21 protein-coding genes are annotated in these 26,311 nt (G+C 36.5%); 16 read left to right on the top strand and 5 right to left on the bottom strand.

Features of this window, described 5'->3' with window-relative positions:
* Positions 1–129 precede the first annotated feature (129 nt).
* The 3 genes from ACU8YW_RS25750 to tagO form a co-directional block, all read right to left on the bottom strand.
* Positions 130–2,805 carry a sigma-54-dependent transcriptional regulator gene (locus ACU8YW_RS25750; RefSeq protein ID WP_097907153.1) on the bottom strand — a complete coding sequence of 892 codons (2,676 nt, stop codon included), beginning with the start codon at positions 2,803–2,805 and terminating at the stop codon, positions 130–132.
* Positions 2,806–2,909: 104 nt separating this feature from the next.
* Positions 2,910–3,647 (bottom strand): polysaccharide deacetylase family protein, encoded by a 738-nt coding sequence (locus tag ACU8YW_RS25745; protein ID WP_088064806.1) that lies wholly within the window; start codon positions 3,645–3,647, stop codon positions 2,910–2,912.
* 200 nt (positions 3,648–3,847) lie between these two features.
* On the bottom strand, positions 3,848–4,921 hold the full coding sequence (gene tagO, locus ACU8YW_RS25740; protein ID WP_000378314.1) for a UDP-N-acetylglucosamine--undecaprenyl-phosphate N-acetylglucosaminephosphotransferase TagO: 1,074 nt from the start codon (positions 4,919–4,921) through the stop codon (positions 3,848–3,850).
* Positions 4,922–5,508: 587 nt separating this feature from the next.
* Between tagO and ACU8YW_RS25735 the strand changes: the two genes are divergently transcribed.
* Together ACU8YW_RS25735 and wecB are read left to right on the top strand one after the other, a co-directional pair.
* Positions 5,509–6,879 carry a UDP-glucose dehydrogenase family protein gene (locus ACU8YW_RS25735; protein ID WP_097889561.1) on the top strand — a complete coding sequence of 457 codons (1,371 nt, stop codon included), beginning with the start codon at positions 5,509–5,511 and terminating at the stop codon, positions 6,877–6,879.
* Between the two features lie 74 nt (positions 6,880–6,953).
* Entirely contained in the window at positions 6,954–8,069 is a 1,116-nt protein-coding gene (gene wecB, locus ACU8YW_RS25730; RefSeq protein WP_088608297.1) for a non-hydrolyzing UDP-N-acetylglucosamine 2-epimerase, read from the top strand.
* Between the two features lie 40 nt (positions 8,070–8,109).
* Here wecB and ACU8YW_RS25725 read toward each other — a convergent pair whose 3' ends face one another.
* Together ACU8YW_RS25725 and ACU8YW_RS25720 are read right to left on the bottom strand one after the other, a co-directional pair.
* On the bottom strand, positions 8,110–9,243 hold the full coding sequence (locus ACU8YW_RS25725) for an LCP family protein (RefSeq protein ID WP_088608298.1): 1,134 nt from the start codon (positions 9,241–9,243) through the stop codon (positions 8,110–8,112).
* Positions 9,244–9,317: 74 nt separating this feature from the next.
* Entirely contained in the window at positions 9,318–9,953 is a 636-nt protein-coding gene (locus ACU8YW_RS25720; RefSeq protein ID WP_000926678.1) for a YigZ family protein, read from the bottom strand.
* Positions 9,954–10,192: 239 nt separating this feature from the next.
* Between ACU8YW_RS25720 and fakB the strand changes: the two genes are divergently transcribed.
* From fakB to ACU8YW_RS25650, 14 genes are all read left to right on the top strand, one after another.
* A complete protein-coding gene (gene fakB / locus ACU8YW_RS25715) occupies positions 10,193–11,035 on the top strand; it encodes a fatty acid kinase binding subunit FakB (RefSeq protein WP_088608299.1) in 843 nt (280 codons plus the stop codon).
* 172 nt (positions 11,036–11,207) lie between these two features.
* On the top strand, positions 11,208–11,522 hold the full coding sequence (locus ACU8YW_RS25710; RefSeq protein ID WP_088608300.1) for a winged helix-turn-helix transcriptional regulator: 315 nt from the start codon (positions 11,208–11,210) through the stop codon (positions 11,520–11,522).
* Positions 11,523–11,774: 252 nt separating this feature from the next.
* Positions 11,775–13,091: a C40 family peptidase gene (locus tag ACU8YW_RS25705; RefSeq protein ID WP_097908208.1), complete on the top strand. Its 1,317-nt coding sequence runs from the start codon at positions 11,775–11,777 to the stop codon at positions 13,089–13,091.
* Positions 13,092–13,218: 127 nt separating this feature from the next.
* The gene (gene comFA / locus ACU8YW_RS25700; RefSeq protein WP_097908207.1) at positions 13,219–14,568 is read left to right on the top strand and encodes an ATP-dependent helicase ComFA; all 1,350 of its coding nucleotides are present in this window, start codon (positions 13,219–13,221) and stop codon (positions 14,566–14,568) included.
* Positions 14,568–15,272 (top strand): ComF family protein, encoded by a 705-nt coding sequence (locus tag ACU8YW_RS25695; protein ID WP_097889564.1) that lies wholly within the window; start codon positions 14,568–14,570, stop codon positions 15,270–15,272. The genes comFA and ACU8YW_RS25695 overlap by 1 nt, the downstream gene beginning before the upstream one ends.
* A 126-nt stretch (positions 15,273–15,398) precedes the next feature.
* The gene (gene cspC / locus ACU8YW_RS25690) at positions 15,399–15,596 is read left to right on the top strand and encodes a cold shock protein CspC (RefSeq protein WP_001990088.1); all 198 of its coding nucleotides are present in this window, start codon (positions 15,399–15,401) and stop codon (positions 15,594–15,596) included.
* A 320-nt stretch (positions 15,597–15,916) separates the two neighbouring features.
* Entirely contained in the window at positions 15,917–16,459 is a 543-nt protein-coding gene (hpf, locus tag ACU8YW_RS25685) for a ribosome hibernation-promoting factor, HPF/YfiA family (RefSeq protein WP_000671189.1), read from the top strand.
* 274 nt (positions 16,460–16,733) lie between these two features.
* Positions 16,734–19,241, top strand: coding sequence for a preprotein translocase subunit SecA (gene secA / locus ACU8YW_RS25680; RefSeq protein WP_048542521.1), 2,508 nt, complete (start codon positions 16,734–16,736; stop codon positions 19,239–19,241).
* A 144-nt stretch (positions 19,242–19,385) separates the two neighbouring features.
* Positions 19,386–20,484 (top strand): peptide chain release factor 2 gene (gene prfB, locus ACU8YW_RS25675; protein ID WP_096001656.1). Its coding sequence is split into 2 segments (ribosomal slippage): positions 19,386–19,457 and positions 19,459–20,484, totalling 1,098 coding nucleotides; the frame shifts between segments, so codons are not numbered across the junction.
* Between the two features lie 438 nt (positions 20,485–20,922).
* Positions 20,923–21,246 carry a cytochrome c551 gene (gene cccB / locus ACU8YW_RS25670; RefSeq protein ID WP_000727965.1) on the top strand — a complete coding sequence of 108 codons (324 nt, stop codon included), beginning with the start codon at positions 20,923–20,925 and terminating at the stop codon, positions 21,244–21,246.
* Positions 21,247–21,565: 319 nt separating this feature from the next.
* The gene (gene ftsE, locus ACU8YW_RS25665) at positions 21,566–22,252 is read left to right on the top strand and encodes a cell division ATP-binding protein FtsE (protein ID WP_000594325.1); all 687 of its coding nucleotides are present in this window, start codon (positions 21,566–21,568) and stop codon (positions 22,250–22,252) included.
* The gene (gene ftsX / locus ACU8YW_RS25660) at positions 22,242–23,135 is read left to right on the top strand and encodes a permease-like cell division protein FtsX (protein ID WP_087983949.1); all 894 of its coding nucleotides are present in this window, start codon (positions 22,242–22,244) and stop codon (positions 23,133–23,135) included. The genes ftsE and ftsX overlap by 11 nt, the downstream gene beginning before the upstream one ends.
* Positions 23,136–23,253: 118 nt before the next feature.
* Positions 23,254–24,690, top strand: a complete 1,437-nt coding sequence (locus ACU8YW_RS25655; protein WP_000830301.1) for a S41 family peptidase — start codon at positions 23,254–23,256, stop codon at positions 24,688–24,690.
* Positions 24,691–24,950: 260 nt separating this feature from the next.
* Positions 24,951–26,135: a PDZ domain-containing protein gene (locus ACU8YW_RS25650; protein ID WP_137035902.1), complete on the top strand. Its 1,185-nt coding sequence runs from the start codon at positions 24,951–24,953 to the stop codon at positions 26,133–26,135.
* Positions 26,136–26,311: the final 176 nt, after the last annotated feature.

Raw genomic sequence — 26,311 nt, 5'->3', positions numbered from 1 at the left:
TGTCCATTTTGGAACAGCCTTTTTTCTATAAGGTACAAATTTTAGTGGTTATTGTCGGTAAATCGATATATTGTGAAAATCGCTAATATAATTCGCGTTACGGTCGATATATTTAAAACACTGCTTCGATTAATTTTTTACAGGCTGATTTTTAATGAAGAAGTCCATGATATAAAACACTTCATCATCAGGTATTTGTATTTCAAATGTATTTTCAATTGGTTGTAATGCTTTTTTCACTTTCATATACATCCAATACTCATCTTGTCTTCGTTTCTCTTTATCTGGATGAGGGAGGAGGCTTTCTCCTTTTTGAAGACGGTCAACCATACAGCTCATATGCAGAATCACACCCATTAAGCTGTCAGGAGTTAGCTGTAAGGAAATTAATTCTTGAATTGTATTTAATGCGTAACGAATTGTTTTAATAAGTAATGCTCCGTCGTTCCGCTGCATTTGTTGTTCCAGAATATCAGCCATTTTTGCATATGTTTCTTCATACGTAATTAATTCTTGAATTGGCTGAATCGCTGTGTAGTTTACAATGTCTTGGAAATGGTATGTTAAGCATGGCACCTGCACATCGAAATTTGTGACGATACAAATGATATTCCGCTCTTTTTTTATATTCTCAATCATTTTCGTTAAATCTTTTTCATGGACGATACTAATCGGAATAATTTCAATTAAGTCTTTGTCAAATCGCAAATAGTTCTCTAACATTTTTTGAATAGCTAAAGCACTGCCTTCCCCAGTTAAACAAGCTGTTAAAATAACAGACTTCATTGGTGATAGTGGCTTTTTCTTTTCTTCTTGTACGTTTAAGTAAAACGGTGTTAAGTTCTTCACTGTCTCATACAATGCATCTAACGAGTAGCCAAGTTGAGCTTTTCGAGCTGCTTCTAGTGCATGTGGAGTGCTTGTCATGGAAAGAACACGTACCGGAATTTTGAACTCAGTTTCTAATATATCACCAATGTAAGCGAGTGAGCCCATATCGACGAGTAAGAGAAGTCCATTTACATTTTGGAGTGTTTTCATATACACTTTCACACGCTCTAAGAAATCTTTCGGCGATTCATGTAACGGCATATCGATACCGGTTACTTCCTCAATGCCAAGCAGTTCGTTTGCGACGTTTGCCATTTCTGTTGCGATGCCGTTGCCGTGCGCTAATATTAATACTTTTACTTCTGTTTGTGAGGCAGGAATTGGATCAACAACGAAGAACATTGTTAAAAAGCCTGCTTCATCAATAGGTATTGTTATTTGTAATTCATCCTCCAGTAGTTGAATGCATTGCATAGCTACGGAAAAAGCGTCTTTATATTTCGTACGAATTTGATTTAATTGTGGGTGATGAATTTGTTTCCCAGCTTGCAAACGTTGTAGAGTTGTCTGTACATGTAAGCTTAAAGCGAGAAATACTTTTTCATCAAACGTCTTAGATAAATGCTTTTCAGCAAGTTCCGCAATTCTTTCACATACGGAAACGATATTACGATCCACAATTTTAAAAACATTTTCATGACTTGTTTTTTTAGAAATTTGGTTAAAATATTGTACGAAAAAGCTTTGAATATCATTTTCTATTAGTAATTCTAATTCGTCTTCTTCAATACCGCGAGCTTGAAGTTCTTCGTATTTATAATCAATATAATCGTAAATAGAAGAACGTTTTTCATTCTCTATTTTATGATTACTCCAACCTTCATCACCTGTAAATATAAATGTTTCATTTGGAATTTGGTATAGATGACGGCTCTTTCTTTCAATGAATAGCCCTTCTTTCATATACCAAGGTAAATCTGTACTTGAAACATAGACAGAATCACGTTTCTTTGTCACAAGGTCAGAATAGGCTTTCGCACAGGCAATTTGTACATCCGTTTTTAATTGCCCGATGTTATTGGGGCAATTGTAAAAGACGAAAGCGCGCATTGCATTCGGACTAACGTGAATTTCTTTTCGCAGACGGATTGCTTCATTTGTGAAAAATAGTTGCAGTAAAGCAAATCGTTCTTTATGTGTACGCTCACGAAGTGGTGGCAGCGTAACAGTCATTGGTATACGTCTTGTAAATGTTTTTAATAAAAATGAATTTGGTTCTTCTGTTGTTGCAGTAATGATTAATACTTGTGCTTTACGCTCGTTTTCTGTTTCTCCAAGGCGGCGGTATACCCCGCGGTCAATAAAGGTGAAAAGCATTTCTTGTCCCTCTGGAGGAAGGCGATGTACTTCATCTAAGAAAAGGATTCCTTCATGTGCTTTTTCAATTAACCCTTTTTGATCACTTGCCCCTGTATAAGCTCCTTTTTTAATCCCAAATAACTGCCCCAGTAGTAGCTGTGGATTATTTGCGTAATCGGCACAGTTAAAGACGATAAATGGTGCATTTTTAGGAAGCTGTTCAACTTCAATTGCATATTCGTGCATTAAAGAAGCGAACATAGATTTTCCGACCCCTGTTTCTCCTAGCAGTAAAGTATGCATACCGTTTGGAGGATAGAGAATAGAAGCTTTCGCTTTTTCGATTGCGATTTTAAGGCTTGTATTTTCAATTGCAAATGTATCTAATGAAGTCATTTCCTTTGAATGCGTTTCCAACGAAGCGTTCGTTTCTATATAAAAACGAACAGGACGCGTATTTGTTTTTAATAAACGTTTATCTTTTACAAGTTTGTTTAAGTCGCTACTTACATTGGCACGATCTAGTTGCAACAGGGTAGCGAGTTCTGATGCGGTTACACCTTCTATATAATTGCCTTCTTGTATTGCGTTAAAAATGAGATCTATTCGTTTCATTTCTATTCACCTCGAAACTTCATCACTATTTAAAATTTTACACAAAAATGGGAAGGGTGGGAAGAGAAAAATAAAACAGCTTTAGCAAATAGGCACTAAAGCTGTTACAATCTTGTGTCTTTCCAAAAGTTCACTTCGAGGTGAGAAGATGGATTATAGGGAAGAAGTTTGTATCCTTGTGACTGTAAGTAATCAATTACTTTAGGCAGTATTTGTACGGTTACACTCGAATCATGCATTAAAATCACTTCGACTTGTTCATCGCTCTGATTACGTACTCTTTCTAGTATGGCAGAAGGATTGTCATAGCTTTTCCAGTCATATGTATCGATTGTCCAATCCCACATTTTATACTGGGCGGATACAAGTGCATCACGGTAATTCTTTTTTAAGTAAGGCATGCTACCATACGGGACACGAACGAGATGTGAATTTAATTTTGTAACTTGCTGAACAATATTTTGTGTTTGTTCCATTTCTGTAATTAAAGCGGATGGATCACCAGTGTAAAGGCGTTTTACATCGTGTGACATACTGTGAAGTCCGATATAATGCCCCTCTTGAATCAATCGTTGCATTGTTTTTTTATAATGTGGTACTTTTCCACCAATAACAAAGAAAGTTGCTTTTCCGTTCTTTTCCTTTAAGATGTTTAAAATTTGCGTAGTATATTTGTTTGGTCCGTCATCAAATGTTAAGTACGCGATTTTTTTTGTAGGAGAGGTAGTTTCAGTATTTGGATGATGTTCAGCAGGGGTCATTGTAGTTGCTCCTGCATGAGATGACGCGTACATAGTAATTGTTAAAAATAAAATAACGTATTGAAATACTCGCTTGATCATAACATTCACCCTCAGTTTGACAATCAAGATGTAAAAAAGAAAATATAATCCTTTTCTTATTATGTATATCTTTCTCCAATAGTGGAGCTCTCAAACAATCTATATTTTGGAAATATAAAATGATGAATAAAAAATAGCATCCTCTTATAAGAAAGAGGATGCTATTTGAATATTTCATAATTGTAAAGGCTATACTACAATTAGTCTTCGCGTTTTTTCACTTTTTTATAAAAGGAAATAAGTGGTTTGTAACGTTCATGTACAAGCCCAATTACTTCAGCAATGATTTCTGTAAAGAAGATTAAAACGAAAAGAAGAATAATGGATAACCATAATGTCGCACTAGAGAAAATGATTGCATTTACACTAAAGAAAATACCGAATGCGTATATAATTAGTACCGTTTTACGATGAGAGAAGCCCATTGCAAGTAAACGGTGATGTAAATGCGATTTATCTGGTGCTGAAATAGGTTTTTTATTTACGATACGACGGATAATTGCAAATGTCGTATCAAATACAGGTACGCCTAAAATGATAACTGGAACGATAAAGCTGAATAACGTTACACTTTTGTATAATCCAAGTAACGATATAACAGAAATACAGTATCCTAAAAATAGTGCGCCTGTATCTCCCATGAAAATTTTTGCTGGATGGAAGTTGTAGAATAAAAATCCAATTGTACTTGCTAATGTAATTAATGCTAGTGGTAAGATAATAGCGGCTCCAGTGCCCCATGGGCTAGTGAAGGCCATATATGCTAGCGTTGCAAGTACGATAGATGAAATACCAGCAGATAACCCATCTAAGCCATCAATTAAGTTGATTGCATTTGTAATACCTACAATCCAAAATACTGTAATTGGATAAGCAAGCCATCCAAGTTCAGTATCCCCGAGGATTGGGATATATAATACTTGCACTAATAATCCACTTTTTACAATCATCATGGCAACTAGTAGTTGTCCACCGAATTTTACCTTCGCAGATAACTCGTACATATCATCTAAAATACCGATGATTACAATGATAATCGCACCTAGCGTTATCGATAACATTCTTTGTTCGTATAAGCCGCCGACAACAAATCCTACAGCTACACCAATAAATATCGCTAACCCGCCAAGACGAGGCATAATCTTTTGGTGTACTTTACGAGCGTTTGGCTTATCTGTTGCTCCTATTTTAAAAGCTAACTTAATAACTAAAGGAGTAACGACGAGTACAGTGATGAAAGATGCCAAGATGGCATAAATCACTTGTGAGTCCATTAATACCCCACCCTTTTATAGTCTAACGTAATTTTTTTTAATATATTTATCTGAAAATTATGATGTTTATTTACAGGCTCATAACATATGGTATCACAAAAAGATTAGAATTCAATCTTTTTTTCTTTGTGTGGTAAATGGAAGCGGATAGAATATATGACAATTGTATACAGAATGTTGAATCATTTGAGAAGGTTAATTGTATTGGACTTTAGAATATGACATTTTCTCTTTTTTCGATAATGAATATTTTTATTTCAGTATTATAAGTGTTACACCTAGAAATGAGTAAGTTCCGTGTTAAAATGTGGGAATTTATCCGCATGAACGGGCAGTAAGGTTCGCACCTCAAAATTCAGTTGGAGAAAAGAAGTTAGGTGGGGATCTTAATTCCTGTAAAAGCCTGATTGGTTTAACTAATAATTAGCCGGGGATGGATGCCCCTTACTGAATAAAGTTTCATTTTATATTCTTACATGTAATTTTACAAAAACTTAAAAAAGAATGGAAAAAGTAATTCATATAATAAAGAAGTAAAAGAGTTTTCTCATTTTTAATGTGAGAGGGGGAAGCACAGGGAGAATTCTATGTATTCGTATATTTTCTATTGTATATTCCTGTGCGAAAAGGAAATGAAAATTACGATAATAGGTACCGGATACGTTGGATTAATTACAGGAGTAGGATTGGCAATGTTAGGCCATTCAGTCACATGTTTTGATATAAATGATGAGAAAATTGAACGGATAAAGCAAGGAGATCTGCCTATTTATGAAGCGGGTTTATATGAATTAATAAATGATGCATGTGAGAATGACTGTTTAACTTTTACAACAAATAGAGTAAAAGCATTTTACGATGCAGAATTTATATTTATTGCAGTTGGAACGCCATCTTTATTAGATGGGACAGCGGATTTAACATATATTCGAAGTGCTTGTGACGATATTGGAACATATGCGACGAATGACATTATTGTCGTTACGAAAAGTACGGTTCCTGTAGGTACAAATGATGTTATGAGGGGATGGATTGAGGAGAAATTACAAAATAGATATGAATTACATATCGTATCGAATCCTGAATTTTTACGGGAAGGTTCAGGGATTTACGATTTTTTTCAGGGAGATCGTATTGTAATTGGAGCAGATAATGAGGAAGCGGCACGAAAAGTGGAGAATTTGTATAGTGAATTACGCTTAAAAACGTATGTTACAAATATAAAAAGTGCAGAGATGATTAAATATGCATCGAATGCTTTTTTAGCGACAAAAATTAGTTTTATCAATGAAATTTCAAATATATGTGAGAAGGTAGGAGCCAATGTATTAGACGTTGCACAAGGGATGGGAATGGATAAGAGAATTGGGGCGTCTTTTTTAAATGCTGGCATTGGTTATGGGGGTTCGTGTTTTCCGAAAGATACGAAAGCCCTTGTGCAAATTGCAGGGAATGTGGCGCATGATTTTCGCTTGTTAAAAGCAGTCATTGAAGTGAATAATAAACAACAGTTGTTATTGATTGAGAAAGCGAAGAAAGTATTAAATATGAACAAGAAGCGGATTGCGGTGCTGGGAGCGGCATTTAAACCGAATACTGATGATATAAGAGACGCACCGTCCCTTATTATGATACAAGAATTAATTCATATAGGTGCGGATGTAGTTCTATATGACCCAAAAGCGATTCCAAATATGAAAAATATCTTTGGAGAGACTATACAATATAGCGAATGTATAGATGAATCGATTAGAGGAGCGAGTGCGGCTTTTATCATGACAGAATGGGAGGCTATCCGAGCTTATCCGTTAGAAAGGTACGCACAACTTATGAGAGAACCTATTTTATTAGATGGAAGAAATTGTTATACTATTGAGGATGTCAAGAAGCAAGAGATAGATTATTATTCGGTTGGAAGAGAAAGTATTTGTAAGAGGGAATTTTCCGTTATTCGTTAAAAAGGCATGTATTCATGTATATTCTTATATGTCATAATAGAAGTTGTAACTAGTGAAAGAAAAGAGGCAATGAAATGACTGAACGTTTAAAAGTAATGACAATTTTCGGGACACGTCCAGAAGCAATTAAAATGGCACCTCTTGTGTTAGAGTTGCAAAAACATCCAGAAAAAATTGAGTCGATTGTGACTGTAACAGCGCAACATCGTCAAATGTTAGACCAAGTATTAAGTATCTTTGGAATTACGCCAGATTTCGATTTGAATATTATGAAAGACCGCCAAACTTTAATTGATATTACAACGCGTGGTTTAGAAGGTTTGGATAAAGTAATGAAAGAAGCAAAGCCGGATATTGTACTTGTACATGGTGATACAACGACAACATTTATTGCGAGTTTAGCTGCTTTCTACAATCAAATTCCAGTAGGGCATGTTGAAGCAGGACTTCGTACATGGGATAAATATTCTCCATACCCAGAAGAGATGAATCGCCAATTAACAGGCGTCATGGCAGATCTTCATTTCTCACCTACAACAAAATCAGCAACGAACTTACAGAAAGAAAATAAAGATGAGTCACGCATTTTCATAACAGGGAATACAGCGATTGACGCACTAAAAACGACTGTAAAAGAAACATATAGTCATCCTGTACTAGAGACACTTGGAAACGATCGTCTTGTACTTATGACAGCTCACCGCCGTGAAAACTTAGGAGAGCCAATGCGTAATATGTTCCGTGCAATTAAACGTCTTGTTGATAAGCATGAAGACGTACAAGTTGTGTATCCGGTTCATATGAACCCAGTTGTTCGTGAGACAGCGAATGATATTTTAGGCGATCATAGCCGAATTCATTTAATTGAGCCGCTAGATGTAATTGATTTCCACAATGTTGCAGCTCGTTCATACTTAATGTTAACTGATTCTGGTGGTGTACAAGAGGAAGCGCCGTCACTTGGTGTACCGGTTCTTGTTCTTCGTGATACAACAGAGCGCCCAGAAGGTATTGAAGCAGGTACATTGAAATTAGCAGGAACAGACGAAGAGACAATCTTTGGTCTTGCTGATGAGTTGTTATCAGATAAAGAAGCTCATGATAAGATGTCAAAAGCATCTAATCCTTACGGTGATGGCCGTGCATCAGAGCGCATTGTAGAAGCAATTTTACAACACTTTAATAAGTAAATAAAAAAGAGCCAAATCATATGCGATTTGGCTCTTTTTGTTATTGCTGATTTCTCATAATCCACTCTGCATGAGCATTCGTAGAAGGAGGTGGTTCAGTTGGTGCTTTGTTCTGATTCTGATTCGTTTCTTTCTTTGCCTTTTCGTCAGAGTTAGAATTTGAAGAATGGTTTGATTCGGTTTTTGTAGTTGGATTTTCTTGAGTGTTTGCTGTTTCTCCTAATTCTTTTTTAATTTCGTTACGTACTGTCTCTACACCGATTGGATCTGGAAGGAAGTAATAAATACCACCTATTTTTTTGTCTTCTCCTTCAAGTTTGAACGTTTGCATTGTAGAAGGATCAAATCCAGATAGTTTATTGTAAAGAGCCAGTCCGTCTGAAATAGGAATGTCAGTTTTTATATATTTTCCAACGACTGCTGTTAAATCTTTAATTTTAAATACGGTAGAGGCTGAATTTAGTTTTTGAGCAACAGCGGCTAGTAATTGTCTTTGTCTAGCGGCCCGACCATAATCGCCGTTTGGATCCTGCTTTCGCATACGTACGTATGCGAGTGCTTCTTCCCCATTTAAGTCTTGTTGTCCTTGCTTAAATTCGATTTTTTTGTAGTAATCCACGTCTGAACGCTCCCAAAAATCGAATGGGACATCAACAGTAACACCGCCAACAGCATCAACAATTCCTTTAAAGCCTTGGAAATCAATTTTAATATAATGGTCTACAGGAACTTTTAGAAAACCTTCGACAGTTTTGATTGCCATTTCTTCTCCGCCGTAAGCGTGCGCAGCGTTAATTTTGTCCTCTTTGTTCTTACCAACAATTGGAACGCGACTATCACGAGGGATACTCATAAGCGAAATCTTTTTAGTTTTAGGATTGACGGTCGCAAACATTAATGAATCTGTACGACCGTTTTGACCGTCCGTTGCATAATCTTCTATACCCATAATGAGGAGTGTAAAAGGCTCCTTTGTAATTTCTACATCTTCGGTTCTCAAGTCCGATTTTTGACGAGTAAAACCACTATACATCCCCATGAGAGAAGAGTAGGAATTTAATATATAAAGTCCTACACCACCAAATAAAAATACGAAAATAAGGAAGTAGAAAAACTTTCTTCTTCGTTTCTTTTTTATTCTGCTATTTTGGAGATGATAATAACGTTCTTCCATATATAATCTCCTTAGTTCATTTGTAGGAAAGTAATTCACTACATTAATCTTTAAAGGTGAGGATGTAGTTATTCTTAGATAACATCTTGTTCTAAGTACAACATATCTCCTTCTGTAATTGTACATTTCCCATTTGTTAACTCAATCATCCAATCTGTGAATGCTTGTTTTCCGTCTTCTTCTACATACGTATCAAATGTGACATTTTCGAGATAATGTATATCTTTAATGGCATATTTCGAATTACGTAATTCATTTTCAATTTTGCCAAGTAATGTGTAATCAATTTCGGTCTGCATAACACGCATTAGTTTTCGCTGAACAACACCGACATGATTAATGCCTTCGCTTGTACATTTTCCATATGCGCGAATTAATCCACCTGCGCCAAGTTTGATGCCACCAAAATAGCGTGTAACGACAACGACGGTATCTTTTAAACCGCGTTTTTTTAGTACCTCTAACATAGGTACGCCAGCTGTACCGCTAGGTTCTCCGTCATCATTTGCTTTTTGGATTTGATCTTGTTCGCCAATCAAATACGCAGAACAATTATGTGTGGCATTCCAATTTTGTTTTTTTATTTTTTGTATAAATTCTTGAGCTTCTGCTTCGGTTGTAGCTCTGCTAACATAACAAATAAATCTTGATTTTTGAATGACAATTTCGTGCTCACCGTAGTCTTTGATTGTTAAATATTGTAATAACACTCGTATACGCCCCTATCTACCAAAATGACTAGTACTTTACATTTTAAAAGCGAGCGTTTTTATATTCAAACATTTTTTATAAATAAGTTAAAATTTTTGGTGAGTATTTCAACTTTTTGTTGTAATTTGTCGAGATGGTAAGTATTATTTCAAATCAGCATTTTTATGTATGGATGCACCATTTTTAGTTTTCGTGTAAACTTAGGGAATAAAAACTTTTTTATAAGGCAGGTACGCAAATGAAAACAGCTATTGTTACTGATAGTACAGCATATATACCGAAGCATATTCGTGATGAACTCAATATATATATGATTCCATTAAACGTTGTGTTTGGAACGGAATCTTATCAAGAAGAAGCTGAAATTTCAGTAGATGATTTCTATGTAAAAGTACGTGAGCAAGAAGAACTTCCGAAAACTTCTCAGCCAGCAATCGGAAAGTTTGTTGAGTTATTTGAAGAACTATCTAAGGATTATGATGCGGTTATTAGCATTCATCTTTCAAGTGGGATTAGTGGTACATATCAAACGGCAACGACAGCCGGGCAAATGGTAGAGGGTATTGATGTATATACGTACGACTCTGAAATTAGTTGTGAAGTACAAGGATTCTATGTACGTGAAGGTGCAAAGCTAGCAAGCGAAGGAAAAAATCCGAAAGAGATCGTTGCCCGTTTTGATGAAATGAAGAAAACGATGGACGCTTATTTTGTAGTGGATGATTTACATCATTTACAACGTGGAGGACGATTAAATAGTGCACAAGCTTTCATTGGTAGTTTGTTACAAGTGAAGCCAGTTTTATATTTTAGAGATAAAATCATTATTCCATTTGAAAAGATTCGTACACGTAAAAAAGCGTTAAAACGAATTGTTGAAATTTTTGATGAGCAAGCAAGTCAAGGTGTACCTATGGAAGCAGTTATCATTCATGCACAACGTGAAGAGGAAGCGAATGAATGGAAGGCAGAATTAGAAGCAAAATATCCCCATGTTACAATCCGCACAGGTTATTTCGGTGCTGTAATTGGTACGCATTTAGGTGAAGGTGCACTAGGTCTTGGATGGTATACGAAGTAATAAGATATAAAAAGCTCTCTTTTTGAAGAGGGTTTTTTTACGGATATTTTACGTGTAGTTGACAAGTTAATATTTGGAAATTATAAAATGTGCGTAAAATAAAATAATGAGGAAAGTTTTATAACTTACTTTTTACAAGAAACTATATTATAATAGAAGAGAGGTGAAACATATGGAGCATAATTCTTGTTTATGTCCAAAGTTTGAGTCAGCTTTTACTTTGCTTAGTAAAAAATGGACTGGCTTAATTATTAAATCTTTGCTTGAAGAGTCAAAACGTTTTAGAGAAATCGCAGATATTATACCGAATATGAGCGATCGTATGTTATCAGAGCGTTTAAAGGAATTGGAAAGCGAAGGCATTGTAGTTCGTAATGTTTATCCGGAAGTACCAGTTCGAATCGAGTACGGCTTAACTGAAAAAGGGAAAGCATTAGAAAGTGTTATGGATGAAGTCCAAAAGTGGGCTGAGCAATGGATGAAATAACGTTTTGATTTCATTCGTATTAGTGTATTTAACAAAACGTAAGGGAAACCTTGCGTTTTTTCTTTGCTTATAAAAAGCTTTTAAAATTCTACACATATATACAAAAATATGCATATTTTGCGATAGAGTTACATATAATATTACATTTGTTTTACAATAGCGTAACATTAGCAAAAAAAATCCCGAATTATGGTATAAATTTTATAGGTTATATACGGAAAAAAGACAAAAGAAAGCGGTGTAAAAAATAAAATGAAAAAGCTAAAAATGGCATCTTGCGCATTAGTTGCAGGGTTAATGTTTTCAGGACTAACACCAAATGTATTTGCAGAAGATAAAATTTCTGACGTGAAATCACAAATTAATACACAAAATGACACTTTACATAAACAACAACAAGAACGTGATGTATTACAAAAACAAATGAATGACTTAAACAAAACAATTCAAGGTTTGGATAAATCTGTTCAAGAGAATGCTTCAAAACTTGATGAAACAATGAAAAAAGTTGCGGATACTGAGCAATTAATCGAAAATAAAAATAAAGATATTGCAGAACTACAAACGAAAATTGCAAAACGTGAAGAGTTATTAAGAAAACGTTTAGTTGCACTTCAAGAACAACCAAATACGAACGTTGTAACAGAAGTTCTTGTAAACTCTAAAAACGTTGCAGATTTAGTTGATCGTTTAACTTCTGTTTCTAAAATTCTTGAGTCTGACGAAGATATCATGAAAACACAACAAGAAGATCAAGCGAACGTGAAAAAAGATGTTGAAACGGTAAAAACAAAGCAAAAAGAATTAAAAGAAGCACAAGCTCAAATTGAAACTGCTAAGAAAGAACTTGACGCTGAAAAAGCGAAAAAATCAACAGCAGTAAATGATTTAAGCGGTAAAATGGATACAGTTGTAACTTCAATGACAAGTACGGAAAGTCAATTGAAAGATCTTGAAAAACAAGCACTACAATTACAACGTATTGCTGAACAAGAAGCACAAGAAAAAGCTGCACAAGAAGCTGCTGCTCAAAAACAAGCAGAACAAGCTGCTAAAGATGCGCAAGCGCCTACAGCACAAGCACCAGCAGAGCAAGCTGCACCTGCAGCACCAGCAAACAATGGTGGACAAGCTCAAAAAGAAGAGCCTAAAAAGGAAGAACCTAAAAAAGAAGCACCTAAAAAAGAAGAGAAAAAAGCAGAACCAACACCAGGCCCAGCTCCAGCTCCTGGCGTAATTGGTAAAGCACAACAATACTTAGGTATGCCATATGTTTGGGGAAGTGCATCTCCATCAAACGGTGGTTTTGACTGTAGTGGATTTATTTCTTACGTCTTCGGTGTAGGACGTCAAGATGTTAATGGTTACTGGAATTCAGTTTCTAAAGTAAGTAGCCCACAACCTGGAGATTTAGTATTCTTCCAAGGTACTTATAAACCAGGTCCATCTCACATCGGTATTTACGTTGGTAATGGCCAAATGATTCATGCTGGTGATAAAGGGATTGCTTACGCTAGCTTAAGCAGTAGCTACAACCAAAAACATTTCTTAGGATACGGTAGATTCTAGGATTTATAAACGAATAAAACATGTGTATAAAGTCGATAGCTTACTATTTTATAAGTAGGTTATCGGCTTTTTTGATTTTTTACGAGATTATGAGAAGGGTTTATAGTAGTGATGGAGGTGGTTGCTGATGTTAACAGGGAAACAGTTACTATTAGAGGAACTCTCTTCAGATTTACGGGGTACATTACAAGATTTGAAAAAGAAGAGAGAGGCCGTATGTGTACAAGGTGTAATAAAGAAGGCTTCTAAATATATGTGTCAGCGCTGCGGAAATATAGAGCAGCGGCTATTTGCATCATTTTTATGTAAAAGGTGCAGTAAAGTATGTACGTATTGCCGAAAGTGTATAACGATGGGGAGAGTTAGTGAATGTGCTGTACTTGTTCGTGGGATCGCTGAAAGAAAAGGAGAAAAAGGCTTAAATTCTTTACAGTGGAACGGGACCTTGTCTACTGGTCAGGATTTGGCAGCGCAAGGTGTTATAGAAGCTATTAAGAAGAAAGACTCTTTTTTTATTTGGGCTGTGTGCGGGGCTGGAAAAACTGAAATGCTATTTTACGGTATGGAAGAGGCATTGCGAAAAGGAGAAAGGGTTTGTATCGCAACGCCAAGAACAGACGTTGTACTAGAATTAGCGCCGAGATTACAAAAAGTGTTTCCAAATGTAAATGTAGCGTCCTTATACGGAGGAAGTGAAGATAGGGAAAAAGATGCAGCGTTAGTCGTTGCAACGACTCATCAATTGTTACGTTACTATAGAGCGTTTCATGTCATGATTGTAGATGAGATCGATGCCTTCCCGTATCATGCGGATCAAATGTTGCAGTATGCAGTGCAACAAGCGATGAAAGAGAAAGCAGCGCGTATTTATTTAACTGCAACTCCAGATGAAAAGTGGAAGCGTAATTTCAGAAGTGGTAAACAAAAAGGTATCATTGTCTCTGGACGATACCATCGTCATCCGTTACCAGTTCCTCTATTTTGCTGGTGCGGAAATTGGAAGAAAAGTCTCCACCATAAAAGAATTCCTCGATTGTTACTACAATGGTTAAAAATGTACGTAAGCAAAAAGTATCCCATTTTTTTATTTGTTCCTCATGTGCGATATATAGAAGAATTGAGCCTGATATTGAAAACGTTGGATCCTAGAATCGATGGTGTACATGCAGAAGATCCGATGAGAAAAGAAAAAGTAGCAGCTTTCAGAAAGGGAGAAATTCCGTTATTAGTTACAACGACAATTTTAGAGAGAGGAGTAACTGTGAAGAATTTACAAGTAGCGGTGTTAGGGGCGGAAGAAGAAATCTTTTCAGAAAGTGCGCTTGTACAAATTGCAGGCCGAGCAGGTCGTAGTTTTGAAGAACCTTATGGCGAGGTCGTTTATTTTCATTGCGGTAAGACAGAGGCGATGGTACGCGCGAAAAGGCATATTCAAAGTATGAACAAAAAGGCGAAAGAACAAGGATTAATCGATTAATGCATTGTCTACTTTGCGATGAGTATATGTTGGAAACAGTTAGTTGGTACACCTTCTTTGTAAAGTCTCACAAAAAATATATATGTGATAGGTGTGAGCGGAAACTTTCCTATATTATAGGAGAGATTTGCATGGAGTGTGGGCGACTTTTAGAGGACTTGACTTCCGAATATAAAGAAAATGATATTTGTGTGGATTGCATAAGGTGGATAAAAGAGGAGAAGTATCGTCCTTTTAAAAATCGTTCTTTGCACGTGTACGATGATGAGATGAAAGAAATATTAGCACAGTTTAAGTTTCGGGGAGATGCGGAGTTAGTTCATATTTTTTATCGATCCTTTCGGGAGCTGTTTCAAAAGCATTTTACGAGCGTTTCAAGTGTTATTGCTGTTCCGCTTAGTAGGGAACGGGAATATGAACGTGGTTTTAATCAGGCAGAGTTATTAGCAGCATGTTTACCTGTCAAAATTTCTTATCCCTCATTAAGAAGAAGGGAAACAGAAAAGCAAAGTAAGAAGACACGTAAAGAAAGGCTTTCGGGAAGTAATCCTTTTTATTTTCAGGGAGAAGATATGTTTCATGATCAACATATTTTACTCGTTGATGATGTATATACGACAGGAATTACAGTTAGACAGATTGGAAGTCTTTTATACGATAGAGGAGCAAGGGAAGTTTCTAGTTTGACGCTTTGTAGAAGTTGATCTGTAACTGTCGAAAGGGATAATAAAAAGACGATAAGTCTTCTTTGACTTCGTAAGTTGTCATTCGTTATAGTCAAAGTATGGGGCGAATGCCCTGATTTTTAGAGTGAAGGGAATGGAATGAACATGCAAGGAAGAGTGAAATGGTTCAATGCAGAAAAGGGATTTGGGTTTATTGAGCGTGAAGATGGTGATGATGTGTTTGTTCATTTTTCTGCTATTCAACAAGATGGATATAAGTCATTAGAAGAAGGACAACAAGTTGAGTTTGACATTGTAGATGGAGCACGTGGACCACAAGCAGCTAATGTTGTAAAACTGTAGGAATATTGTTTTTGGGAAGAGAGAGCTGCGTTTGTGGCAACGTTATATATATGGTAGAACCTCTTGTTTTTTGCAAGGGGTTTTTGTTATGAATCAAGTTGTCAAAAAGTTGTTTCTTTTCTGTAACGAATTGTCCACAGTTATATTCGTTATTCACGATGTTAATAGGATAAAATAAAGATAGAAACGATGCATCTTTTCATTTCAACAAAAAACGATAAAAAAATCGCAATTCCACTAATTTTTTTAAAAAAGTTAGAAGGAGTTTTTAAGCCAATGTCGAAATTATAGTACATAGGCTTGAAAGGAGGAATTCATCTATGAAATTCAACATTCGTGGTGAAAATATTGAAGTAACTCCAGCATTAAAGGAATATGTAGAGAAAAAACTAAGTAAGTTAGAGCGTTATTTTGATACATTCCCAGAGATTAAAGTTAATTTAAAAGTATACTCTGACAAGCAACGTGTCGAGGTAACAATTCCATTTACTGATTTATTACTTCGTGCAGAAGAAACTAATAGCGATATGTACGCTGCTATCGATTTAGTAGTTGATAAACTTGAGCGACAAATTCGTAAACATAAAACAAAGGTAAATCGTAAGTTACGTGAGAAAGGTTCTATGAAAACGAACTTTATCCTTCCAGAAGCAGTAGCTGTTCTGGATGCGGTAGAAGAGGATGAATTAGAACTTGTACGTACAAAACGATTTGATTTAAAACCGATGGACGTTGAAGAAGCGATCCTACAAATGGATATGCTAGGACATAATTTCTTCGTCTTCACAAATGCTGATACAAATGAAACTAATGTTGTATACGGCCGTAAAGATGGGAAATATGGTTTAATCGAAACTAAATAATAATTCAAAAGCGCAGCCGAAATGGCTGCGCTTTTTTTGCTGAAAATAGATTTTTTTTAAAAGTTTTCTTAATTTAGAACGAGACATTCGGCCGATTGTTGTCATAGTTATAAGACAAGTGTTACAATTATCATTAGGTATATACATTTTAGTTTTTTTAATTAGGAGAAAAATTGGTATAACATACATTTGATTTTTATAACGACTGATTGTAATAGAAAAAGAAAAAACAATCGGAAGTTTTATTTTAATAAAAAAGAGGAGCGTATTTCCTATGATCGGTATTTTAAAAAAGGTATTTGATGTAAATCAACGCCAAATTAAACGTATGCAGAAGACAGTTGAGCAAATTGATGCATTAGAATCATCTATTAAGCCACTAACAGATGAACAATTAAAAGGAAAGACGCTTGAATTTAAAGAACGTCTAACAAAAGGTGAGACAGTAGATGATCTACTTCCTGAAGCTTTTGCAGTTGTTCGCGAAGCTGCGACTCGTGTTCTTGGAATGCGTCCGTATGGCGTGCAGTTAATGGGTGGTATTGCCTTACATGAAGGGAATATCTCTGAGATGAAAACGGGTGAAGGTAAAACATTAACATCTACATTACCTGTATATTTAAATGCTTTAACAGGAAAAGGTGTTCACGTTGTTACAGTCAATGAATACTTAGCACAACGTGATGCGAGCGAAATGGGACAACTTCATGAGTTCCTAGGCTTAACAGTAGGAATTAACTTAAACAGCATGTCACGCGAAGAGAAACAAGAGGCTTATGCTGCTGATATTACGTATAGCACAAATAATGAGCTTGGATTCGATTACTTACGTGACAACATGGTTTTATATAGAGAACAGTGCGTTCAGCGTCCACTTCATTTTGCTATTATCGATGAAGTCGATTCTATTTTAGTCGATGAAGCACGTACGCCGCTTATTATTTCGGGACAAGCTCAAAAATCAACAGAGCTATACATGTTTGCAAATGCATTCGTTCGTACATTAGAAAATGAAAAAGAGTATTCATTTGATGTGAAAACGAAAAATGTAATGTTAACTGAAGATGGTATTACGAAAGCAGAGAAAGCTTTCCATATTGAAAACTTATTCGATTTAAAACATGTCGCACTTCTTCACCATATTAATCAGGCGCTTCGTGCACACGTTGTTATGCATCTTGATACAGATTATGTTGTACAAGAAGGCGAAATCGTAATTGTAGACCAATTCACTGGTCGTCTTATGAAAGGTCGTCGTTATAGCGAAGGTTTGCACCAAGCTATTGAAGCAAAAGAAGGCGTAGAAATTCAAAATGAAAGTATGACACTCGCAACAATTACGTTCCAGAACTATTTCCGTATGTATGAAAAGTTATCTGGTATGACTGGTACAGCGAAAACGGAAGAAGAAGAATTCCGTAGTATTTACAATATGAATGTTATCGTAATTCCAACGAACAAAGATATTATTCGTGATGACCGTGCTGATTTAATCTTCAAATCAATGGAAGGCAAATTCAATGCAGTTGTTGAGGATATTGTAAATCGTCATAAACAAGGGCAACCTATTCTTGTCGGTACAGTTGCAATTGAAACATCAGAGCTTATTTCAAAAATGTTAACACGTAAAGGTGTACGCCATAACATTTTAAACGCGAAAAACCATGCGCGTGAAGCAGATATCATTGCAGAAGCTGGTATGAAAGGTGCTGTAACGATTGCGACGAATATGGCTGGTCGTGGTACGGATATTAAGCTTGGAGACGATATTAAAAACGTTGGTCTAGCAGTTATCGGTACAGAGCGTCACGAAAGCCGTCGTATTGATAATCAGTTACGTGGTCGTGCTGGTCGTCAAGGGGACCCTGGTGTAACGCAGTTCTACTTGTCTATGGAAGATGAACTAATGCGCCGATTCGGTTCTGACAATATGAAAGCGATGATGGATCGTCTTGGTATGGATGATTCACAGCCGATTGAAAGTAAAATGGTTTCTCGTGCGGTAGAATCTGCACAAAAACGTGTAGAAGGAAATAACTATGATGCACGTAAGCAGTTACTGCAGTACGATGATGTACTTCGTCAGCAACGTGAAGTTATTTACAAACAGCGTCAAGAAGTAATGGATTCTGAGAATTTACGCAGTATTATTGAAGGTATGATGAAATCTACAGTAGAACGTGCTGTTGCGCTTCATACACAAGAGGAAATTGAAGAAGATTGGAACATTAAAGGTCTTGTTGACTACTTAAATGCCAACCTTCTGCAAGAAGGCGATATAAAAGAAGAAGAGTTACGTCGTCTTGCTCCAGAGGAAATGAGCGAGCCAATTATCGCGAAATTAATAGAGCGTTACAACGACAAAGAAAAGCTTCTGCCAGAAGAGCAAATGCGTGAGTTCGAAAAAGTTGTTGTATTCCGTGTAGTAGATACGAAATGGACAGAGCATATTGATGCGATGGATCACCTTCGTGAAGGTATTCATTTACGTGCTTACGGTCAAATTGATCCACTTCGTGAGTATCAAATGGAAGGATTCGCAATGTTCGAGTCAATGATTGCTTCTATTGAAGAGGAAATTTCTCGTTACATTATGAAAGCTGAAATTGAACAAAACTTAGAGCGTCAAGAAGTTGTTCAAGGTGAAGCTGTTCATCCATCTAGCGATGGCGAAGAAGCGAAGAAAAAACCAGTTGTAAAAGGTGACCAAGTAGGCCGCAACGATTTATGTAAATGTGGTAGCGGTAAAAAATATAAAAACTGCTGTGGTATCGGGAAGTAATACAGGGCGGTAGCCCAGATTGCTTTGCAAAATTTTACATCAAAAATGTATAATTAAGAAAGTTTAAACTCTCTCCGTCATAAGTGGAGAGAGTTTCCCTTGTTCTCATAAGAAAGTAACAGCAATTACATAGAGGTGAAGGAAATGGAATTAGTAGAAATTAGACAAGAATTAGAGAAAATGGCTAAGAGATTAGCGGCTTTTAGGGGGTCTCTTTGACCTTCCTACTAAGGAGAAACAAATTGCAGAGTTAGAAGAGACAATGATGGGTGCAGGATTTTGGGATGACCAACAAGGCGCACAAGCTGTAATTAACGAAGCTAATGCACTGAAAGAGATGGTTGGAAAGTTCCGTCAGTTAGATGAGACCTTCGAAAATTTAGAAATCACGCATGAGCTTTTAAAAGAAGAGTATGATGAAGATTTACATGAGGAGCTTGAATCAGAAGTGAAAGGCTTAATTCAAGAAATGAATGAGTATGAGCTTCAGCTACTACTAAGCGATCCTTATGATAAAAATAACGCTATTTTAGAATTACACCCAGGTGCTGGTGGAACAGAGTCACAAGACTGGGGTTCTATGTTATTACGTATGTACACACGTTGGGCTGAAAAACGTGGGTTTAAAGTAGAAACGGTTGACTACTTACCAGGTGATGAAGCTGGTATTAAGAGTGTTACTTTATTAATTAAAGGTCATAACGCTTACGGTTATTTAAAGGCAGAGAAAGGTGTACATCGTCTTGTACGTATCTCGCCATTCGATTCTTCAGGCCGTCGTCATACATCGTTCGTATCTTGTGAAGTCGTACCTGAGTTCAATGATGAAGTTGAAATCGAAATACGTTCAGAAGACTTAAAAGTTGATACGTACCGTGCAAGTGGTGCAGGTGGACAGCATATTAATACGACAGACTCAGCAGTTCGTATTACACATACACCAACAAACACAGTTGTAACATGTCAGTCAGAGCGTTCACAAATTAAAAACCGTGAGCACGCGATGAAAATGTTAAAAGCGAAATTATACCAAAAGAAATTAGAAGAGCAACAAGCGGAGTTAGATGAAATTCGCGGTGAACAAAAAGAAATCGGATGGGGTAGCCAAATTCGTTCTTACGTATTCCACCCGTATTCTCTTGTGAAAGACCACCGTACAAATACAGAGGTTGGTAACGTGCAAGCAGTTATGGATGGAGAAATTGATCCATTTATTGATGCTTACTTACGTTCTCGCATCTAATAAGCGAAAAAAAGCCAACAAAGTTGTCGGCGTATGCTGAGGATAATCGAGGATATAAAGAATTTGATTTTATTTCTATAGATGAAGTAAAGAGGAAGAGAAGTTGGAAACGACAACTTCTCTTTTTGATGAGATTATATGTAGCATACAATGTTGTATATTGTATTGTAAAAAGTAGAGAATAGTAAAACAGAGCGGCAATAGAGTAAGACTTGAACAGAACTTTTCTGATTTTCTGTTCAACAAGAATTCTTTATAGAAGTTTTTATGTTGTTCACAGAATTGAAACAACTTATGAAAGCTTTATATTATCAGGGTTTTTACTGTATTTTTGAAAAATATGAAATATACCTTAGTTTTTCTATATAAAGATAATGCTTATAATGAAAATGAGTGTGTTAGGAATGAAAAGAATATCAACAATGGGGAGCGATAGAAGTGAAAAAGAAATTGTTGGCTATTGCGTTAGGAACATCAGTCGTTTTTGCTTTAGGAGCATGTGGAAATAAAGAAGAGAGTAAGCCTTCGAAACAATCTGCAAGCACAGATAGCGCAGAGCAAATTTACCAAAAAAGTTGTATAGGCTGTCACGCGAAAGATTTATCGGGAGCAACTGGACCGGATTTACGAAAAGTGGGACAGAAATATGATGCAGCAGAGATTGAAAAGATTATTGAAAAAGGTCGCGGTTCCATGTCACCAGGAATTATTCAAGGTGAGGATGCGAAAAAAGTAGCTGAGTGGTTAGCTGAACATAAATAAAAAGGGTGAACTGGACGGGTTGGTTATATAATCTTATCCCAAAATGATTTTGGGTAAGAACTATGACGACTCGTTTCCTTTTTTTTTGATGTAACATAACTGTAACAAAAATGTATCCGAACTGGAAACCGTTTGATGTTACAATGAGGTTTGTAGAATTTTGCTGAAATATATTACATAGAGTAGCGCTGCTAATAAAAAGCATGAATGGAAGCTACCTTCAACAAGAGTGGTTAAGCGAGAATAAAAGGTTATCTTTTATTTTCAGATGTACAGAAAAGTATTTCGAAAAAAATCATTAAGTATTGGGTGATAAATAATGATAAAAATGACGAATGTTTATAAGGAGTACCCGAATGGTATGAAAGCCATTGCTGGTCTCACAGTTAACATTAAACAAGGTGAGTTTGTATACGTAGTTGGACCGAGTGGAGCCGGGAAATCTACATTTATTAAAATGATGTATCGTGAAGAGAAGCCATCTACAGGATCAATTAATGTAAATGGACTTGTTATTGAAACATTAGCAGAAAGAGATGTTCCATATTTCCGTCGTCAATTAGGCGTAATTTTCCAAGATTTTAAATTACTACCTAAGTTAACGGTATATGAGAATGTTGCGTTTGCTTTAGAAGTAATTGAAGAAGAAAAAGAAGCCATTCGTGAGCGTGTAACAGAAGTTTTAGGTCTTGTAGGTCTTGAGGATCGTGCAGACGCACTACCAAGTGAACTTTCGGGCGGAGAGCAGCAACGTGTTGCGATTGCGAGAGCAATTGTTAATAGACCGAAGGTTGTAATTGCCGATGAGCCAACAGGTAACTTAGATATTGAAACAGCTCTTGATATTATGAAGATTTTTACGCGTATTAACGAGCGTGGTACAACGATTGTTATGGCGACACATAACTCAGATATCGTAAATACAATTCGTCATCGTGTAATCGCGATTGAAGGCGGAAAAATTGTTCGAGATGAGATTGAGGGAGGATACGGATATGAAGGCTAAGACCCTTAGTCGACATTTGCGAGAAGGTGTAAAGAATCTATCACGTAACGGATGGATGACATTTGCTTCTGTTAGTGCAGTAACAGTTACATTATTACTTGTAGGTGTCTTTTTAACAGCGATAATGAATATGAACCATTTTGCGACGAAAGTAGAGCAAGATGTAGAAATTCGTGTACACATTGATCCAGCAGCAAAAGAAGCTGATCAAAAGAAATTAGAAGATGATATGAGTAAGATTGCAAAAGTAGAATCTATTAAATATTCTTCTAAAGAAGAAGAGCTAAAACGCTTAATTAAAAGCTTAGGTGATAGCGGAAAAACGTTTGAGTTATTTGAACAAGATAACCCACTTAAAAACGTATTCATTGTAAAAGCAAAAGAACCAACAGATACAGCGACAATCGCGAAAAAGATTGAGAAAATGCAGTTTGTAAGTAATGTTCAATACGGTAAAGGTCAAGTTGAAAAATTATTTGATACTGTAAAAACAGGACGTAATATCGGGATTGCGTTAATTGCAGGTCTTTTATTCACAGCGATGTTCTTAATCTCTAATACAATTAAAATTACAATTTATGCTCGTAGTACAGAAATCGAAATTATGAAACTGGTAGGTGCAACAAACTGGTTTATTCGTTGGCCGTTCTTATTAGAGGGATTATTCCTAGGAGTATTAGGATCAATTATTCCAATTGGCTTAATTCTAGCTACGTATAATTCACTACAAAGTGTGTTTAACGAAAAACTTGGCGGAACAATTTTCGAACTTCTACCATACAGTCCTTTCGTATTCCAATTAGCTGGTTTACTAGTGTTAATCGGGGCTTTAATCGGTATGTGGGGAAGTGTAATGTCAATTCGTCGCTTCTTAAAAGTATAAAAAGTTGCAAACATAATTCGTACAAGCTTATCATATAGTAGAAATAGGTAAAGGCATCACACACTGTGTGATGCCTTTTGCTACACCACCTGTGTGTTTTGGAAAGGGGAATTCCGCATTGAAACGTAGAGTTGCAATTATTGGAATGGTTGTTGCATTTTTAATTGGTGCTGGCGGAATGTTTGCAGGTATGTCTTTATTTGGGGTTAACCCAGCAGAAGTAACGCAAACAATTTCGAGTGGAAACGCTAGCACCTCACAAGGGAATTTGGCAAAAATTAATGAGGCGTATGCACTAATTGATTCACGTTATGTGGAAGACGTGAAGGATGACAAGTTAGTCGAAGGTGCAATACAAGGCATGTTGTCTACGCTGAAGGACCCTTATTCCACGTATATGGATAAAGAAACGGCTAAACAGTTTAGTGAATCACTTGATCCTGAGCTAGAGGGGATCGGGGCTGAGGTGAACAAAACGGACGGTAAGCTCATTATCGTATCTCCAATTAAAGGCTCACCGGCAGAAAAGATTGGAATTAAACCGAATGACCAAATTTTATCTGTAGATGGAAATAGTGTGAAAGATTTATCACGTGAAGAAGCAGTATTAAAGATTCGTGGTAAAAAAGGAACGACTGTCGCGATTGAAATTAAGCGTGCAGGAGTAGCTGATCCGATTGTATTTAAAATTAAGCGTGAAAAAATTCCAATCTTCACGGTGTTTAGTTCTGTGAAACAAGAGAGCGGAAAAGATATCGGTTATATGCAAATCACTTCTTTTGCTGAAAATACAGCGAAAGAATTTAAGGATCAGTTAAAAGAGTTAGAGAAGAAAAACATAAAAGGCTTAGTTATTGACGTGCGTGGTAATCCTGGTGGCTACTTAAATAGTGTAGAAGAGATACTAGGGGAAATTATGACGGATAAAAAGCCGATGCTACAAGTAGAGCAACGAAATGGTGAGAAAAAGAAATTCTCTACGGAACTGAAAGAGAAAAAGCCATATCCAATTTCAGTATTAATTGATAACGGAAGTGCTTCTGCTTCAGAGATTTTAGCGGGTGCGCTAAAAGAGGGAGAAGGATACGATTTAATTGGTGAAAAAACGTTTGGTAAAGGTACTGTTCAGCAAGCCGTTCCATTTAAAGATGGCAGCAACATTAAATTAACGATGTTTAAATGGTTAACACCGGATGGAAACTGGATTCATAAAAAAGGAATCGCGCCAACAGTAGAAGTGAAGCAACCAGATTATTATCATGCGACACCAATTCAAATTGAAAAGACACTTTCATACAATTCAAATGATGTGCAAGTAAAACACGCGCAAGAAATGCTTAAGAGTTTAGGATATGTACCAGGGCGTGAAGATGGATACTTTAGTAAAGAGACAGAATCAGCGCTGAAAGCATTCCAAAATGCGAATGAGATGGAAGCGACGGGACAGCTTGATAAAAAGACAGCTGAGGCGATTCAAACTAAAATTATTGAAAAAATCCGTTCTGGAGAAAATGATCTACAATTACAGTCCGCATTAAAATTAATAGTGAAATAAAGTGAAACTTTAATCAGTGGGGGTTTTCTTCATCCCCACTAATTATTAGTTGAACCAATCGGACTTTTATGGGCAGTGGATCCCCCACCTAAATTCTTTGCTTTCGCTGAATTTTGAGGTGGGGGTCTTACTGCCCATTAAAGCGAAATAAAAAGAAATACAGGCAGTTTGCTGCCTGTATTTTTTTGTGTTAAACAAACGTTTGTCCAGTTATGATAATATAAAAAGAAAGAATGATATAAATGGTGGTGAATGAGTTCGTGGAGGCATGGATTTTTGAAATAATGCGGGCAGTTGGACGTTTTTTCTTACACCCTGCTGTCTATGTATTTTTAATAAGTAGTATCTTCGTTGGATACTTACGTATGTTACGAGAACGAAAGGATTTTTCCTTTAAAGTTTATGATATTTGGTTTGAACTGCGAACATCTCTATTTGCGGGAGTTGGATACGGATTAATCGTATCTATTCTTACAATTGGACTTGGCCTTGTCGTTTCCAAAGCGAGCTTATGGGTCATCTTACTTTGGACGTTATTATTTGGATTAACTGCTATGTATCGATATTTATCAGCAGCTTATACATTTAGTATCGCAATTGTATGCGTTCTAGTATCTTCTAAGCTACCAGTTTCCTTCTTACAGCTTGGAGAAGGGGAAGAGAGTACGATTGTATCTCTTGCTATTTTACTAGGTGTCATGCTCGTTGTAGAGGGCTTGTTGATTTCTAAAAATGCAGTAGGATATTCTACGCCGAAGATTAGGAAGGGTAAGCGTGGGCTAAAGATTGGTTTACACGAATCAAAGCGTTTATGGATCGTTCCTATTTTTATTCTTGTACCAGGTGATGCAGTAACGCAGTTTATTTCATGGTGGCCTGTCGTTTCAATCGGTTCACATACCTATTCTCTATTCCTCGTTCCATTTTTAATTGGATTTATGAGAAAGATTAGAAGTTATGAGCCAACGGAAGCTTTATTATTTACAGGAAGGCGTGTCTACGGATTAGCAGGAATTGTACTTGTTTTAGGAATCGCAAGTTATTGGTGGCACGTACTTGCCATTATCGCAATGGGAGTCGCAATGCTTGGGCGTTTCACAATTTCCATGCAAGAAAAAATTGCCGATGAGACGAGACCGGCGTATTTCGCTGCACGTAATGATGGACTTGTTGTATTAGATACAATCCCGAATACAATTGGGGCGGAGCTGAATTTACTGCCTGGAGAAGTGATTACGAAAGTAAATGGAGTCATTCCAAGAAGCGCTGAGGAATTTTATGATGCGCTTCAAACGAAGACGACAGGAGCATTTTGTAAATTAGAAGTATTAGATACAAATGGAGAGCTTCGCCTTGCCCAAACGGCATTATACGCCGGAGGACATCACGAATTAGGAATTGTGTTTGTTCAGCAGGAGCATGAGTGGGATTCGGAAGCGATGTAATAGAGGAAAGGGTATCACCTTGTGGTGATACCCTTTTTGGTTGTGGGGGCGGGATTAGTAGTAAATGAAATTTATATCGGTGATTATTCAAATATATCGAATTTATGGAAAAAACGACAACCATCGCAAACATTCTTTTTAGTTTCATAGACGGATAACTTGAATAATTATTTGAT

The sequence above is a fragment of the Bacillus pretiosus genome, from assembly GCF_052947655.1.
Note: the sequence above shows the minus strand (reverse complement) of the source record. Positions and strands in the feature narration are given on the sequence as shown.

What these genes read in the sequence shown, in the direction of transcription:
- ACU8YW_RS25750 (WP_097907153.1), bottom strand. Translation starts at nt 2,805, where the DNA reads ATGAAACGAATAGATCTCATTTTTAACGCAATACAAGAAGGCAATTAT.
- ACU8YW_RS25745 (WP_088064806.1), bottom strand. Translation starts at nt 3,647, where the DNA reads ATGATCAAGCGAGTATTTCAATACGTTATTTTATTTTTAACAATTACT.
- tagO (WP_000378314.1), bottom strand. Translation starts at nt 4,921, where the DNA reads ATGGACTCACAAGTGATTTATGCCATCTTGGCATCTTTCATCACTGTA.
- ACU8YW_RS25735 (WP_097889561.1), top strand. Translation starts at nt 5,509, where the DNA reads ATGTATTCGTATATTTTCTATTGTATATTCCTGTGCGAAAAGGAAATG.
- wecB (WP_088608297.1), top strand. Translation starts at nt 6,954, where the DNA reads ATGACTGAACGTTTAAAAGTAATGACAATTTTCGGGACACGTCCAGAA.
- ACU8YW_RS25725 (WP_088608298.1), bottom strand. Translation starts at nt 9,243, where the DNA reads ATGGAAGAACGTTATTATCATCTCCAAAATAGCAGAATAAAAAAGAAA.
- fakB (WP_088608299.1), top strand. Translation starts at nt 10,193, where the DNA reads ATGAAAACAGCTATTGTTACTGATAGTACAGCATATATACCGAAGCAT.
- ACU8YW_RS25710 (WP_088608300.1), top strand. Translation starts at nt 11,208, where the DNA reads ATGGAGCATAATTCTTGTTTATGTCCAAAGTTTGAGTCAGCTTTTACT.
- ACU8YW_RS25705 (WP_097908208.1), top strand. Translation starts at nt 11,775, where the DNA reads ATGAAAAAGCTAAAAATGGCATCTTGCGCATTAGTTGCAGGGTTAATG.
- comFA (WP_097908207.1), top strand. Translation starts at nt 13,219, where the DNA reads ATGTTAACAGGGAAACAGTTACTATTAGAGGAACTCTCTTCAGATTTA.
- ACU8YW_RS25695 (WP_097889564.1), top strand. Translation starts at nt 14,568, where the DNA reads ATGCATTGTCTACTTTGCGATGAGTATATGTTGGAAACAGTTAGTTGG.
- cspC (WP_001990088.1), top strand. Translation starts at nt 15,399, where the DNA reads ATGCAAGGAAGAGTGAAATGGTTCAATGCAGAAAAGGGATTTGGGTTT.
- hpf (WP_000671189.1), top strand. Translation starts at nt 15,917, where the DNA reads ATGAAATTCAACATTCGTGGTGAAAATATTGAAGTAACTCCAGCATTA.
- secA (WP_048542521.1), top strand. Translation starts at nt 16,734, where the DNA reads ATGATCGGTATTTTAAAAAAGGTATTTGATGTAAATCAACGCCAAATT.
- ftsE (WP_000594325.1), top strand. Translation starts at nt 21,566, where the DNA reads ATGATAAAAATGACGAATGTTTATAAGGAGTACCCGAATGGTATGAAA.
- ftsX (WP_087983949.1), top strand. Translation starts at nt 22,242, where the DNA reads ATGAAGGCTAAGACCCTTAGTCGACATTTGCGAGAAGGTGTAAAGAAT.